Below are 14,342 nucleotides of genomic sequence, written 5' to 3' on the forward strand. Positions count from 1 at the left end.
CGCGTCACAATATCCTGCCGCGTGCGCATCACCTCTTCACGTGAATGCGCTGCCGCCTCCCATGCTGCTCAGCACGCTCAAGCCCGAGATCCGCCGCGCCACGGCCAAGCCACCTGCGCTCCTGCTCGCCCTCGCCCTCGTGGCGGCCGGGCCGCTATCGAGCCATGCTGCCGTCGCGCTGCTGCAACCGCCGAAGGTGGTCGACGGCACCAAGCCCCTGACCCTGACCTTGTTGCTGAGCGCCGACGGTGCGAGCCGCAGCTTCCTGGTCCCCCAGGCGATCGACGTCACGGCTTCGGCCGATCTGCAGGCCCCTGTCAGGCTCAGCATGCAGCGTGTCAGCGCCGGCCCTTCGACGATCAAGCTGCGCAAAGGCGAGCACCGCACCGTCGAGTACAGTGCGCCGTTGCCGCCCAACCTGCGCGGCGTGGTCCGGCTGGATCCCGTGGACATCGACGCCGCGCCCGTGCTGGTCACGCTCAATCGCGCCCCGCGCGCCGACGATCCGCCGTCGGCCCAGGTCGCGGCGACCCCGGCGCCCGCCACAAGCGCCGAAGGAAGCACCCCGGCTGCACCTGTTGTACCTGTCATTCCGGTAGCAGCCGCCAGCCAGGCGTCGCCCGTCCAGCCAGACCTGAAAGACCAGGGCCGGCTGACCTTCAACGATCCGATGTACTTCCTGGTCGGGGCGCATGGCGGGGCCAACGCCAAGTTCCAGTTCAGCTTCAAGTTCCGCATCTACCAAGGCGAGAATCCGGCTTCGCACGGCTTGCTTGAGAACCTGTACTTTGGCTACACGCAGTTCTCCCTGTGGGACCTGTCGAGCGACTCACGGCCGTTCCGCGACACCAACTACCGCCCGAGCCTGTTCTATTACCTGTCGGATACCGGCCTGCAGAACCGCGTGATCAGCCGGCTCTCGCTCGCGGCTGGCCTGGAACATGAGTCGAATGGCCGCGATGGCGCCCAGTCGCGCAGCATCAATACGGTGTTCGTCAAACCCACGTTTTACCTGGGGGACATGAGCAACTGGCACTGGAGTGTGTCGCCCAAGCTGTACTACTACGTCGAGAAGAACGACAACTCGGACATTGCCAGCTATCGCGGCTATATGGACCTGAAGCTGGCCTATGGCAAGCCGGACTCATGGGAATTCGCCACCACCCTGCGCAAAGGCACGCAGAAGCATTACGGCAGCGTCGACGCATCGGTGACGTATCCGCTGGCCAGGCTGATCCCCGGCACGGCGGGTTACCTGATGGCAGGTTACTTCATCGGCTATGGCGAGAGCTTGCTGGACTACAACCGCAAGCTGCCTTGGCAATTCCGGCTGGGATACGCGCTGTCACGCTGACGCGCGGACGCGCCTAACCAGCCAGCGGCTTGCCGCTAGCCTTCAGCCGTGCGTTGGCTACCGCCGCGGCAAACTGGCCCTGCCCATGCCAGCCGGTGGCCCGCCCCAGCTTCTTGCCCTTGTGGAAGAACATGAAGACCGGAATGCCGTGCAGGCCGAATCGCTTGCCCATATCCGGGTGCGCATAGACGTTGGCGTGCAGCCAGTGCAGCTCCAGCGCCCGCACCGGGTCTGGATTGGCCAGCATGGCTTTCTTGGCCATCTCGCAATTGAAGCAGTCTACGCCCCAGAAAAACACGCAGACCAGTGCATCGCCGGCGGCGGCGATAGCGCCATCAATGCCGGCGCCGTCCACCTCGCGCATGCCGAACACTTCGAAGGCGCGATGGTCGAGGTGCGCCGCCGGATCCACAGTGATGTCGGGCGTGACGGCATTGTCTGGCTTTGTGGACATAGACCTCTCCAGCAATGAAAAACGCCCGGGCCAGCGGCACCGGGCGTTGCTTGTGCCAGCCCGCCGGGCGGACCGCAAAGAGGTGGCGCTTACTTGGGTGCGGACACCGTGACCAGCGCCGGGCGCAGCACGCGATCGGCGATCGTGTAGCCGCGCTGCAGCACCGTGACCACGGTGTTCGGCTCCTGCGGGGCCGGCACCATCGAAATGGCCTGGTGGCGGTGCGGGTCGAACTTCTCGCCAACCGGGTTCAGCTCGACGATCTTGCCCTTCTCAAAGGCGCTGACGAGCTGGCGGGCGGTCAGTTCGACCCCTTCGCGCAGCTTGGCGATATCGCCCGACCCGTCGGCCAGTGCCGCCTGCAGGCTGTCCATCACGGGCAGCAGGTAGTCGGCAAAGGTCTCGATGGCGAATTTATGGGCCTTGGCGACATCCTCCTGGGCGCGGCGGCGAATGTTCTCGCCTTCCGCGGTAGCCCGCAGGAACATGTCGTAGTTCTCCTTGGCCTTGGCTTCAAGCGCGGCCAACTGGGCCGCCACGTCCACGGTGGCGGCGTTATCGGCCTGGCCGGCCGGGGCGGTGTTCAGCTCCTCGCTGGCTGGCGTGAGCGGCGGCGTGGTGGATGGCGTCTGCTTCTGTTCTTCCATGTCGATCCGTATCAAACAAAGGCGCGGCCTGTCTAGCGCAGGCCGCCGGGTGGTCAATCGGCAAATGTAGCCTGCAGTTGGTGGCAGGCCCCCGGATTTTCAAGTGCGCACCGCGACAGTGCAGTGAAATACAAGGTTACAAAGAGGGGTCTACGGAAATAGGGGTCATATTGCTTTGCTGCAGCGCACCCCCTAAGATGAAACCGTATAAAAATGACAAAAATAACGGGGTCGAAGATGCAACTCAAGTGGGGCCACTCTCGAAAGGTTAGCCATGCATAAGCTGCCTGTTCTGACGGTCTTCCTTCTCGCCGCATTATCGGTGATGACAGTCTTCATCTGCCTCTCCGGCGCCTTCACGCCGCGAGACACCGAATACGGCAGTGGCAAGGCGGTATTCAAACACTACATCATTCCCTACGTTCGCTGACCCAGCCGGGTGAGTCCGTACAGCTTGAATCGCCGTGCGCCTCACCCCCTGACGCCGTCGATCTGGCGGCGATCGCGCTTGGTCGGGCGCCCCTGCAGCTTCGATGCAGGCTCCACGTTAAGCCGCCGGTTCTCGGCGTCCTGCCGCCGGCGCGCCTCGCTGGCCTCGGTTTCCGCATAAAGCGTCTGGGCTACCGCGGCCGGGCCGCGTAAGCACGCAATCCCTTTCACCACGACTTCCCAGCGTTGCTGGTGCGCCTCCAGGACGACGGTGTCGCCCGGCTTGACCTCGCGCGAATTCTTGCACGCCTGGCCGTTGACCTGCACCTTGCCACGGTCCACCGCCTCGGCAGCCAGCGAGCGAGTCTTGAAGAAGCGCGCGCACCACAGCCATTTGTCGATGCGCAGGCGGGCATCGGCCTCGAAAGATACACTCATCTCATCACCCCCTTCCGTTGGGCAGCGCCGCGCTCATGCTGCGGCGCCGCGCGTCTGCGCGTGCGTGCGGCGGGCCTCCAGCTCATGCGGATGCGGCAGCCGCAGCGGCCAGCCCTGCAAGTGCTGCAAGCCGATCTCCGCCAGCCCGGCAATCCAGCTTTCCGAATCGTTGAGGCAGGGAATGTAGTGGAACACCTTGCCGCCTGCCACGTGGAACTCGGAGCGCCCTTCCACGGCGATCTCTTCCAGCGTCTCCAGGCAATCGGCCGGAAAGCCCGGGCAAAACACGTCTACCCGGCCGGTGCCGACCTTGCCGAGCTCCTGCAGGGTGGGCGCGGTATAGGGCTGCAGCCATTCCGCCTTGCCAAAGCGCGACTGAAAGGTAACCTGGTACTGCCCAGGCTGCAGGCCCAGCGCCTCGCCCAGCAGGCGCCCGGTCTTGAGGCACTCGCAATGGTAGGGATCGCCGAGCTCCAGCGTGCGGCGCGGTACGCCGTGAAACGACAGGATCAGCTTGTCGCCCCGCGCAAAATCCGGCGTGCCATGCTGCGCCCAGTATGCCCCCACCTGCTGGTGCAAGGCGGCAATATAGGCCGGATGGTCGTGGAAATGCTTGACCAGCCGCAGCTCCGGCTGGTTGCGCCACTGCTTGAGTACCCGGAACACCTCGTCGAAGCCCGTCGCCGTGGTGGTGCCGGAGTACTGCGGGTACAACGGCAGCAGCAGGATGCGCTCGGTCCCCTGGCGGCGCAGCGCTTCCAGCACCGAGCCGATCGAGGGATTGCCGTACCGCATGGCGCACGCCACCGTCACCTCATGGCCTTGCTGGTTCAGCAGCAGTTGCAAGGCGTGAGCCTGGCGCTCGGTGTGCACTAGCAGCGGGGAACCCGTCATATGCGCCTCCCGCAGCCAGATCGACTCATACTTCATCGCCGAGGCGCGCGAGCGCAGTGGCACGATGATGCCGTACAGCAGCGGCAGCCACGCCGCGCGTGGGATCTCCACGACGCGCGGGTCGGACAGGAACTGCTTGAGGTAGCTGCCGACCGCCTTCGGCGTTGGCGCATCCGGGGTGCCAAGGTTGATCAGCAGGATGGCCGTGCGCGGCGCCTGGCCATGCTGGTAGGCCGGTTCAGGGGTGAGCGTCATGTAATTTCCGGTGTGGCGGGGCGGCGCGGGCACAGGGCGCGCGGCCGCCAGGTCTCGCCGAGCTTACAGGATGAGGGGAACAGGCAGTTTGTGAGACCGGGCCGGGCCAACACTAGTTCTGGCTGAGCGCGCTGGACAACAAGCGCGCGGTGATGTCGACAATCGGGATCACCCGCTCGTAGGCCATGCGGGTCGGCCCGATCACCCCGAGCGTGCCGACGATCTGGCCGTCGACTTCGTAGGGCGCGGTAATGACCGCCATGTCTTCGAGCGGCACCAGCTTGCTCTCGCCGCCGATGAAGATCTGCACGCCCTGGGCGTGGCTGGAGACATCGAGCAGCTTGAGCAGGCCGGTCTTGTGCTCGAACACGTCGAACAGGCGGCGCAGCTTTTCCATGCTGGAGGACAGGTCTTCCACCTCCAGCAGCTTGCGCTCGCCCGAGATGAAGACGTGGTCGTCCTCCCCCTCGGCCATGGCATTGCTGCCCGCCTCCACCGCGGCCTGCATCAGTTGCGACATATCCATGCGCAGCGCCTGCAGCTCGCCGCGCAGGTGGTCGCGCACATTGTCGAAGCTCATGCCGGCAAAGTGCGAGTTGATGAAATTGGCGGCTTCGACCAGCTGGGACGGGGTGTATGGCAGCTCGGTCTGGATGATGCGGTTCTGCACGTCGCCCTCGGGGGTGACGATGATCAGCAGGATGCGCTTGTCCGAAAGCCGCATGAACTCGACCTGGCGGAACGCCTGGGCGCGCCTGGGGGTCATCACCACACCGGCGAACTGCGACAGGTTGGACAAGGTGTGCGCCGCCGACGTGATCATCCGCTGCGGCCCGAGCTGCTGGCCGTGCAGCTGGCCCCGGATCTTGCCGGTCAGCTCGGCCAGGTTGAGCGCGCCATCCAGCGGCTGGGCGGTCAGCATGGTATCCACGAACAGCCGGTAGCCGCGCGGCGTGGGGATACGCCCGGCCGAGGTATGCGGGCTGGCAATGAACCCCATTTCCTCCAGGTCGGACATCACATTGCGGATGGTGGCCGGAGACAGGTCGAGCCCCGAGTACTTCGACAAGGTCCGTGAGCCCACGGGCTGCCCCTCGGCGATGTAGCGCTCGATGAGGGTTTTGAGAAGCGTTTTCGCACGTTCATCCATGATGTTCCTGATTTTACGCAAGTTTTCACCATTCGGGCGGCTCATCGGCGATCCGGCCCGGCGCCAAGCGCCCTCCTGCTGACAATGGTCACGGCGGTATGGTCTAATCCCGGCATGTCTTCGCTCCCCAAGCCCGGCGCCGCGCGCGCCCCATTTCGCACCGTCGCCCTGATCGGCAGGTACGCCACAGCCGGCATCGAGGGCCCGCTGGAAGAGCTGGCCGCCTGTATCCTCAGGAACGGCCAGGATGTGGTGTTCGAGCGAGACACTGCCCTGGCCACCGGGCTGACCGACTATCCGGCACTGGCGCCCGACGAGATCGGCAAGCATGCCGATGTGGCGGTGGTGCTCGGCGGCGACGGCACCCTGCTGGGCCTGGCGCGCCAGCTGGCCGGCTACCCGGTGCCGCTGATCGGCGTGAACCACGGGCGCCTTGGCTTCATGACCGACATCCCCTTGCAGGACGTGCACTCGGTGCTGCCCGACATGCTGGCGGGCCGCTACGAGTCCGAGACCCGCATGCTGCTGGAGTCCCAGGTGGTGCGCGACGATGGCGTGATCTTCTCCGCGCTGGCCTTCAACGACGTCGTGGTCAACCGTTCCGGCATTTCAGGCATGGTCGAGCTGGCGGTGTCGGTGGACGGCCACTTCATGTACAACCAGCGCTCCGATGGCCTGATCGTCTCCACGCCGACCGGCTCGACCGCCTATGCGCTGTCGGCGGGTGGCCCGATCCTGCACCCGACCCTGTCGGGCCTGGTGCTGGTGCCGATTGCCCCGCATGCGCTGTCCAACCGCCCGATCGTGCTGCCGCACGACGCCGAAGTGTCGATCGAGGTCGCCACGGCGCGTGACGCCAGCGTGAACTTCGACATGCAGTCGCTAACCTCGCTCTTGCCCGGCGACCGCATCGTGGTGCGGCGCTCGGCCAAGACCGTCAACCTGCTGCACCCGATCGGCTACAACTATTACGCCACGCTGCGCAAGAAGCTGCACTGGCATGAGTACCCGAGCGAAGACAACCGACTCTGATCCGCCCCGGCCCGCACCGATCCGGCCCAGATCCGTCCCCTGACATCACCCAGCCCCGACCCGTCGACCACGATGCTGCGCAGCCTGTCCATCCGCGATTTCGTCATTGTCGATACCCTCGACCTCGACTTCTCCCCGGGCTTCACCGTCTTCACCGGCGAGACCGGCGCCGGCAAGTCGATCCTGATCGATGCGCTGGCCCTGGTGCTGGGTGAGCGCGCCGACGCCGGCGTGGTCCGCGAAGGCGCCGCCCGGGCCAGCATCAGCGCCACCTTTTCCACCCCGGCCGGGCTCGACGCCTGGCTGGCCGAACACGATCTCACCGGCGACGAAGGCACGGTGCTGCTGCGCCGCACGGTCGACGCCAGCGGGCGCGGCAAGGCCTTTATCAATGGCGCCGCCGCCACGCTGGGCCAGCTGCGCGACATCGGCGACCGCCTGGTCGATATCCACGGCCAGCATGCCCATCAACTGCTGCTGCGCCCCGACGCCCAGCGCCTGCTGCTCGATGCCCATGCCGGGCTCACCGCGCAGGCCGGCGCGGTAGCCGAAGCCTGGCGCTCGTGGCGCGCGTGCGTGCGCCAGCGCGAAACCGTCGAGCACCGCTCGCGCGAGATGCAGCTGGAACGCGAGCGTCTCGAATGGCAGGTCGGCGAGCTCGAGAAGCTGGCGCCGCAACCCGGCGAATGGGAAGACATCCAGGCCGAGTACAACCGGCTGTCGCACGCCGCCGGGCTGATCGAGGGCAGCCGCGCCGCGCTCGAGGCGCTGTCCGAGGCCGATGGCTCGGTGCTGTCCGGGCTTAACAGCGTGGTGCAGCGCCTGCGGCAGATGGCTGACGTCGACCCCGCGCTGGGCGACGTACTGGCGGCGCTGGACCCGGCGCTGGTCCAGGTCGAGGAGGCCGCTCACTCGCTCAACCGCTACGTCGACCGGATCGACCTGGACCCCGAACGCTTGCAGGTGGTGGAGGCGCGCATGCAGGCGCTGCACACCACCGCGCGCAAGTACCGGATGCCGCCCGAGCAGCTGCCGGACGAACTGATGGCGCGCCGCCAGCAACTGGACGATCTCCAGTCCGCGCAGGACCTGAACAAGGCGATGGCGCGCGAAGCCGCGGCCCGCGCCGCCTACCTCACCATCGCCCAGCACCTCGGCGCTGCCCGCAAGGTGGCGGCCGAAAGCCTGTCGGCCGCCGTGACGGATGCCATGCAGGGCCTGTCCATGGCGGGCGGCAGTTTCGCGGTGGCGCTGCACCCGCTCGACGAAGGGCAGAGCCACGGCCTGGAACAGGTCGAATTCCTGGTGGCAGGCCATGCCGGCGTCAGCGCGCGCCCCTTGGCCAAAGTGGCGTCGGGCGGCGAACTGGCCCGGATCAGCCTGGCGATTTCCGTCATTACCAGCGAGGCCGCGCCCACCCCCACCCTGATCTTCGACGAAGTCGACACCGGCATCGGCGGCGCGGTGGCCGAGGTGGTAGGCCGCCGCCTGCAGGAACTCGGCCGCGCCCGCCAGGTGTTGTGCGTGACCCACCTGCCGCAGGTGGCCGCCCAGGCCGGCGCCCACCTGCTGGTCAGCAAGGAGACCAGCCAGCGCGATGGCACAGGCTCGGTCACCCGCTCGCGCATCCGCGCCCTCGACCCCGCCGGCCGCGTGGTCGAAACCGCGCGCATGCTGGGTGGGACCACGGTGACGCCCACCACAGTGCAACACGCCGAGGAGATGCTCGCGCAAGGCCTGCGCGGCACCACCGGCACGGCCCGGGAGGCGCGCCGCTCGCGGCGCAGCGCAGGCTGATCGCCTGCGCCCTGGCCCGTAACCATTCAGGAGTTTCCCCATGTCACTCGGCAAACAGCCACACTCCCGCTCGCTGGCTCGCCCTCTGCGGATCACCGCCGCCTGCGGCCTGCTGGCCTTGCTGGCCCTGACCGCTTGCCAGGCGCAACAGCGCCCGTCGGCGCCACCGCTCAACAGCATCAGCGCCGATCGCGCCGTAGGCGACATCATGGTGCGCTTCTCCGCGCCGCCCGTCACCGTGTCCGAAGACGCCGATCGCTTGCTGGCGTCGATTGCCGGGCCGATCCGCTTCGTCGTCAAGCGGCCCATGTCGGGCGGCGTGTGGCTGGTCACCGCGATCTCCGCGTCGGCCGATGCCACGATCGACCAGGCGCTTGCCACGCTGCGCGGCACCCCCCGCATCGAGCTGGCCGAGCCTGACCGCGTGCTCAAGCCGAACCGCACCCAGCCCATTGGCCGCGACATGCCGGCGAGCTGATTCCGGCGGCGACCCGATTCCTGTCGTCGGAATCCATGACTTGGACGTTGAAGGTTGAAAGCTGAAGGTGGAAGGTTGAAAGCTGAAGGTGGAAGGTTGAATGCTGTAACCGCGGTCAGTCCGAAGCGGCATCAACGGGAGAAGGCAGACATGCAGGCAAAGCGTCAATTCCAATCTGGCGAAACGCGGCGCGTGGCGCCCCATGTCGCCCTGCTGCTGGCGCTGGGCGCCGCCCTCTGGCTGGGTGCGCCAGCCGCAGCCAGCGCAGCCCCCGACCCCGCCGCGCGCCCCGCGCCGCACTACACCGGCAACTTCATCGTGCGCTGGCGTGACGGCAGCACAAGCACAACCGCCGGCGCAAGCGCCACCAGCGCCAGCGACAGCGCCGCTGCCAGCGGCCTGTCCGAGCGCATGCTGAGCGTGCGCCAGAGCACCGGCGTGGCGCTCTCGGTCAAGCGCCAGATGGGCGGCAGCCTGCAACTGCTGAGCGTCTCCGGCAGCGATGCCGCCGACCCGGAAGGTACCGCCGCCCGGCTGCGCCAGGATCCGCGCATCGCGGAAGTGGTGCCGGACCGCTGGCTGCGGCTGCACGACACCGTGCCTAACGATCCCGAGTTCGCACTCAACCAGCCCTACCTCGGCACCCCCGCCCAGGTGGTGGGCGGCGTGAACCTGCCGCCCGCATGGGACCGCACGCGCGGCAGCAGCAGCCTGGTGATCGCCGTGCTCGATACCGGCTACCTGCCACACCCCGATCTGGCCGGCCGCATTGTGCCCGGCTATGACTTCATTACCGATCCGTCCATCGCCAACGACGGCGATGGACGGGACGCGAATGCCACCGACGCCGGCGACGGCGTGCCGGCGGGCTTCACCTGCCCAGGCACCACCACGCCGACCACGACCGCAACCAACAATAGCTGGCACGGCACCCGCGTGGCAGGCACGCTTGGCGCACTCACCAATAACGGGGTGAATATCGCCGGTGTGGACTGGAACGCCCGCATCCAGCCGGTGCGCGTCTCCGGCCGCTGCGGCGCGCTGCTCTCGGACACGGTGGATGGCATGCGCTGGGCTGGCGGCCTCTCCGTACCCAATGTGCCGGCCAACCCCACCCCGGCGCGCGTGATCAACGTGAGCCTGGGCGGCGGGACCTGCTCCAGCATCGAGCAGCAAGCCGTGACCGACCTCGCCGCGAATGGCGTGGTGGTGGTTGCCGCCACGGGCAACAGCGCCGGCGCGGTCGAGGCACCCGCCGACTGCGCCGGCGTGGTCGCCGTAACGGCACATGCCAATGACGGCGAGAACGCCAGCTATGCCAATGTGGGGCCGCAGGTTGCGCTGAGCGCGCCGGGCGGCGGCTGCGGCAACTCCAAGGTGTCGGGCGGCAAATGCTCGGTGGCGGAGTCGTTCATCCGGACCCTGTCCAATGACGGCACCACTTCGCTTGGCAACTACAACGTCATCAACTCGCAAGGCACCAGCTTTGCCGCGCCGCTGGTATCGGGCGTGGTGTCGCTGATGCTCGCCGCCAACCCGGCCCTAACGCCCGCCCAGGTGCTTGCCACCTTGAAGAGTTCGGCACGGCCCCATCCGGCTGGCACCTATTGCACGGCCGCCGCCAATGCCGGCATCTGCGGCGCAGGCCTGCTCGATGCCAATGCTGCCGTGGCCGCCGGCACGCAGGTGGTCCAGCCGGCCCCCGCCGCGCCAGCCGCCTCCTCGGGCGGCGGCGGCGGCGCGATTTCGTGGCCGCTCGCGCTCGGGCTGGGCGCGCTTGGCTTGCTGTTGAACTGGGTCGGACGCCGCCGGCGCCCGGTGCGGTCGCGCTGAAACCGCGCTGAAACCGCGCTGAATTCGCGCTGAATTCGCGCTGAATTCGCGGCGCGCGGGGCACCGTCCGGCCTCCGCCCGGCGCGCCCCTTGTCCGCGCGCCTATGCCGGTGGCTCGCCCCGGCGGCGCTGCCACCACTCCTGCACCAGCCATAGCCCCAGGCCGGCCAGCGCGCCGGCCGCGTGCGAGATGCGCACGACCCCGAACCCCCACTGCGGGTCGAACACCACGGGCGCGAGCCACGACTGCTCAAGCCAGGTCTTGACCAACACACCAAGGCAGAGCGCCACGCCGAGCACGCGCGACACGCCGCTTCCATAGAGCAGCCGCAGCCCGCCCCACAGGGCCAACCCGTGCAACGCGCCGGACAATCCGCCATACCAGCCCACCGACGGCACCCGGCATAACGCCAGTTGCACCGCAACGCCGCAGGCGAACAGGACCGCCAACATCGCGCCGGCGCGCGCCTCGCGGCCAATCAGCAGGAACAGGCCCGCGGCGGCCAGCAGGTCCGCCAGCCAGTGCTGCCAGCCAAGGTGGACCCACATTGCCGTCAGCAGGCGCCACCACTGGCCCGCCACGCCGTGGCCCATGACCGCATCGCGCAGATAGAGCCCGTGCGCGTGCAGCCACGGAATGAAGGTAAAAGCGGCACCCAGGGCGGCCGTGAGCGCCAGTACGGCCAGCACGCCCGGCCATCCCGGCCGGCGCGCCGCGCCAGCCGCCGGCACGTTCATTTGCCGCCGGCGGCAACCGGCTCGCCGAACACCGCTTGCCAGAGGGTGCGCACGTGTTCCGCCTGCTGCGCCACCACGGCCGGCGCAACCCGTGCGTGGACCTGCCCGTCCAGGCGCAGCTGGTGCTGGCGGGCACGGAACAGGCGATAGGCATCGCCCACTTCGCGCGCCAGCGTGGCATCGATCAGGCCGATTTCGCCGGCCGTGCGCAGCAGCGCGATATTGCCGGCATTGCGCGTGAGCGCGGGATGATCGTGGCTGTGCAGCAGCACGAGGTATTGCACCGTGAACTCGATGTCGACCATGCCGCCGCGATCATGCTTGAGGTCGAACAATCCGCTTGGATTGGGATGGCCATCGGCCACCTTGTGGCGCATGGCGACGATCTCGCCGCGCAGCGTGGCGGCGTCGCGCGGCTGGCGCAGGATCTCGTCGCGCAGGCTCTCGAAATGCGCGCCGATCTCGGGGTCGCCCGCGCAAAAACGCGCGCGGGTAAGGGCCTGGTGCTCCCACACCCACGCGGTGTTGTCGCCCTCGCGCTGCTGGTAGCGGCGAAAGCCCTCGAAGCTGGTCACCAGCAGCCCGGCCTCGCCGTTGGGGCGCAGGCGCGTGTCGACATCGAACAGCGTGCCGGCCGCGGTATGGCTGGTCAGCCAGGTGATCAAGCGGCGCGCGTAGGCGGCATAGACGTCAGGCGCGCGCTCGTGCTCGTCCTCGTAGAGGAAGATGATGTCGAGGTCGGAGGCATAGCCCAGCTCCTTGCCGCCCAGCTTGCCGTAGGCGATCACGGCAAAACGCGGCTGCTCGGCATGCCGGGTCGCCAGCTGGCGCCAGACGGCCTGCAGGGTCACCTCGAGCATGGCATCGGCCAGGTCCGACAGCCGGTCGGCGATCTGCTCGACGGTCAGCATGCCTTGCAGGTCTTGCAACAGGACGCGGAAAGTCTCGGCGTGGTGCTCGCGGCGCAGGATGTCCATCTGCGCTTCGATCTGCCCGTCGGCCGCGTCGAGGCGCGCGGCAAGGCGGCTGCGAAAGCCAGCCCAGTCGGGCGCGCCCGCCAGGGCATCGCTGTCGAGCAGTTCGTCGAGCAGCTGCGGGTGGCGGGTCAGGTAGGCGGCGGCCCAGCTCGATGCGTGCAGCGTGTCGGCCACGCGCGCCATCGCCTGCGGGTACTCGGAAAGCAGCGACAGGTAGGACGCGCGGCGGCTGATGGCATCCAGGAAATCGACAAAGCGGGCGATGGTGCGGTCGGCATCTTCCTGGCGCGAGGCCAGGTCAAGCGCGCGGTTGACCAGCAGGTCAAAACGCACCCGGCTGGGCTCGGACAGCGCACGGTAGCGCAGCGAGCCGCCGATGGCGCGCAGGCGGTCGAGCAGCCCGGTGCAATCGCCGAAGCCGGCTGAGGCCAGGCGTTCGCACGGCGGTTCATCCTGTTCTTCCTGGATCAACGCCGGCCACAACGCCTCGCACGGCGCGTGCGCTTCATCGGGGTCCGAGAAGGTGGCCTCGAACTGTTGCGCCACCGGATCCTGCAGCGACGCCAGCCGCTCGAGCAAGGCCGGCCAGTCGGCGCAGCCCATCATCTTCGCCACCGCCAGCTGCTCCTCTTCCGAGGTTGGCAGGTGGTGCGTCTGGGCATCGTCGCGATACTGCAGGCGGTGCTCGAGCTGGCGCAGGAAGCGGTAGGCGTGCGCCAGTTGCTCAGCCTGGCCCGCAGGCAACAGCCCATGCTCCACCGCCACCGTCAACACCTCCAGCGTGGGCCGGATGCGCAGCGCCGGGTCCTGGCCGCCGCGGATCAGCTGGAAGACCTGGGCCATGAACTCGATCTCGCGGATGCCGCCGCGGCCGAGCTTGATATTGAAGGCACGCTGGTTGACGCGCTGGCCGCCGCCTGGCGCCGCCAGCCCGCCGCTGCGCTTGGCCGCCTCGGCGCGAATCTGCGCGTGCAGCGAGCGGATCGCCGCAATCACGCCGTAGTCGAGATAGCGGCGGAAGACGAAGGGCGTGGTCAGGCTGGCCAGTTGCGCGGCGGTACGCTGCGCATGCGGGGTATCCAGCGCCGACACCACCCTGCCCTTGATCCAGGCGTAGCGCTCCCACTCGCGCCCCTGCACCATCAGGTATTGCTCCAGCATGCCGAAGCTGCAGGCCAGCGGCCCGGCGTCGCCATTGGGGCGCAGGCGCATGTCGACGCGGAACACGTAGCCGTCTCCGGTCACGTCGGCCAGCAGGTTGATCAGGCGCCGTCCCAGGCGGATGAAGTACTCGTGATTGGACAGGCTGCGTTGCCCGCCACGCGTGTCGCCGTCTTCGTCGTACAGGAAGATCAGGTCGATATCGGACGACACATTGAGCTCGCGGCCACCCAGCTTGCCCATGCCGACCACCACCAGCTCCTGGACTTCCCCACTGCTCTGCCCGACTGGACGGCCGTAGGTCGGGGCGAGGTCCGCTTCCAGCATGGCCAGGCCGTACTGGATGCCGAGCTCGGCCAGATCCGTCATCGCGCCGGTGACTTCGCCCAGCGTCGACTGCCCGCGCAGATCGCGCTCGATCACCACGCACATCACTTCCGCGCGCAAGCGGCGCAGCGCGCGCTTGATGGCGTCGTCCACGTCGGCCGACGGCGCATGCAGGACCTTGAGCCGTGCCTCCATCCAGGCGCGCGTGAGCGGCTGGTCGCGCGCGAGCGCGACGATGTCGGCCAGCTCGGGACGGGCCTGCACCATGCGGCGGGTGTAATGGGAATAGGCGGGCGAGTACAATGCCATGCCGGCACAATCGACCGGCACGAGTTCAACGGCGGCCACCACCGCGAACGGGCCGGTGGCCATGTCGGC

At 68.0% G+C, this 14,342-nt stretch carries 13 protein-coding genes; 6 read left to right on the forward strand and 7 right to left on the reverse strand.

What is annotated here, in order from left to right; all coding sequences use genetic code 11:
• Positions 1–61 precede the first annotated feature (61 nt).
• Positions 62–1,354 (forward strand): phospholipase A, encoded by a 1,293-nt coding sequence (locus tag AC1RQC_RS27250; RefSeq protein ID WP_492807797.1) that lies wholly within the window; start codon positions 62–64, stop codon positions 1,352–1,354.
• Between the two features lie 13 nt (positions 1,355–1,367).
• On the opposite strand, the gene AC1RQC_RS27255 is transcribed toward AC1RQC_RS27250, so the two are convergent.
• Entirely contained in the window at positions 1,368–1,808 is a 441-nt protein-coding gene (locus AC1RQC_RS27255; protein ID WP_492375761.1) for a thioredoxin family protein, read from the reverse strand.
• Positions 1,809–1,897: 89 nt separating this feature from the next.
• The gene (grpE, locus tag AC1RQC_RS27260; RefSeq protein WP_043344862.1) at positions 1,898–2,455 is read right to left on the reverse strand and encodes a nucleotide exchange factor GrpE; all 558 of its coding nucleotides are present in this window, start codon (positions 2,453–2,455) and stop codon (positions 1,898–1,900) included.
• A gap of 274 nt (positions 2,456–2,729) precedes the next feature.
• On the opposite strand from grpE, the gene AC1RQC_RS27265 reads away from it, so the two are divergent.
• Positions 2,730–2,885, forward strand: a complete 156-nt coding sequence (locus AC1RQC_RS27265; protein ID WP_006160162.1) for a hypothetical protein — start codon at positions 2,730–2,732, stop codon at positions 2,883–2,885.
• 41 nt (positions 2,886–2,926) lie between these two features.
• Here the strand turns inward: AC1RQC_RS27265 and AC1RQC_RS27270 are convergent, their stop codons facing one another.
• The 3 genes from AC1RQC_RS27270 to hrcA all read right to left on the reverse strand — a co-directional run bounded on the left by AC1RQC_RS27270 (position 2,927) and on the right by hrcA (position 5,621).
• Positions 2,927–3,322 carry an RNA-binding S4 domain-containing protein gene (locus tag AC1RQC_RS27270; protein WP_492375762.1) on the reverse strand — a complete coding sequence of 132 codons (396 nt, stop codon included), beginning with the start codon at positions 3,320–3,322 and terminating at the stop codon, positions 2,927–2,929.
• A gap of 33 nt (positions 3,323–3,355) precedes the next feature.
• The gene (hemH, locus tag AC1RQC_RS27275) at positions 3,356–4,471 is read right to left on the reverse strand and encodes a ferrochelatase (protein ID WP_492375763.1); all 1,116 of its coding nucleotides are present in this window, start codon (positions 4,469–4,471) and stop codon (positions 3,356–3,358) included.
• 112 nt (positions 4,472–4,583) lie between these two features.
• A complete protein-coding gene (gene hrcA / locus AC1RQC_RS27280) occupies positions 4,584–5,621 on the reverse strand; it encodes a heat-inducible transcriptional repressor HrcA (RefSeq protein WP_492375764.1) in 1,038 nt (345 codons plus the stop codon).
• 114 nt (positions 5,622–5,735) lie between these two features.
• Here hrcA and AC1RQC_RS27285 point away from each other — a divergent pair, with 114 nt between their 5' ends.
• The 4 genes from AC1RQC_RS27285 (at position 5,736) to AC1RQC_RS27300 (ending at position 10,761) form a co-directional block, all read left to right on the forward strand.
• Entirely contained in the window at positions 5,736–6,653 is a 918-nt protein-coding gene (locus tag AC1RQC_RS27285; RefSeq protein WP_174422855.1) for an NAD kinase, read from the forward strand.
• Positions 6,654–6,725: 72 nt separating this feature from the next.
• Positions 6,726–8,450, forward strand: coding sequence for a DNA repair protein RecN (recN, locus tag AC1RQC_RS27290; RefSeq protein WP_416048056.1), 1,725 nt, complete (start codon positions 6,726–6,728; stop codon positions 8,448–8,450).
• A 40-nt stretch (positions 8,451–8,490) separates the two neighbouring features.
• Positions 8,491–8,928 (forward strand): hypothetical protein, encoded by a 438-nt coding sequence (locus AC1RQC_RS27295; protein WP_492375765.1) that lies wholly within the window; start codon positions 8,491–8,493, stop codon positions 8,926–8,928.
• A 150-nt stretch (positions 8,929–9,078) separates the two neighbouring features.
• The gene (locus AC1RQC_RS27300) at positions 9,079–10,761 is read left to right on the forward strand and encodes a S8 family peptidase (protein ID WP_492807802.1); all 1,683 of its coding nucleotides are present in this window, start codon (positions 9,079–9,081) and stop codon (positions 10,759–10,761) included.
• Positions 10,762–10,863: 102 nt separating this feature from the next.
• On the opposite strand, the gene rrtA is transcribed toward AC1RQC_RS27300, so the two are convergent.
• A complete protein-coding gene (gene rrtA, locus AC1RQC_RS27305; RefSeq protein ID WP_492375767.1) occupies positions 10,864–11,499 on the reverse strand; it encodes a rhombosortase in 636 nt (211 codons plus the stop codon).
• A complete protein-coding gene (gene glnE / locus AC1RQC_RS27310) occupies positions 11,496–14,336 on the reverse strand; it encodes a bifunctional [glutamate--ammonia ligase]-adenylyl-L-tyrosine phosphorylase/[glutamate--ammonia-ligase] adenylyltransferase (protein WP_492375774.1) in 2,841 nt (946 codons plus the stop codon). Before glnE ends, rrtA begins: the two co-directional genes overlap by 4 nt.
• Between the last annotated feature and the right edge of the window lie 6 nt (positions 14,337–14,342).

It is taken from the genome of Cupriavidus sp. GW822-FHT03E04, from assembly GCF_058801495.1.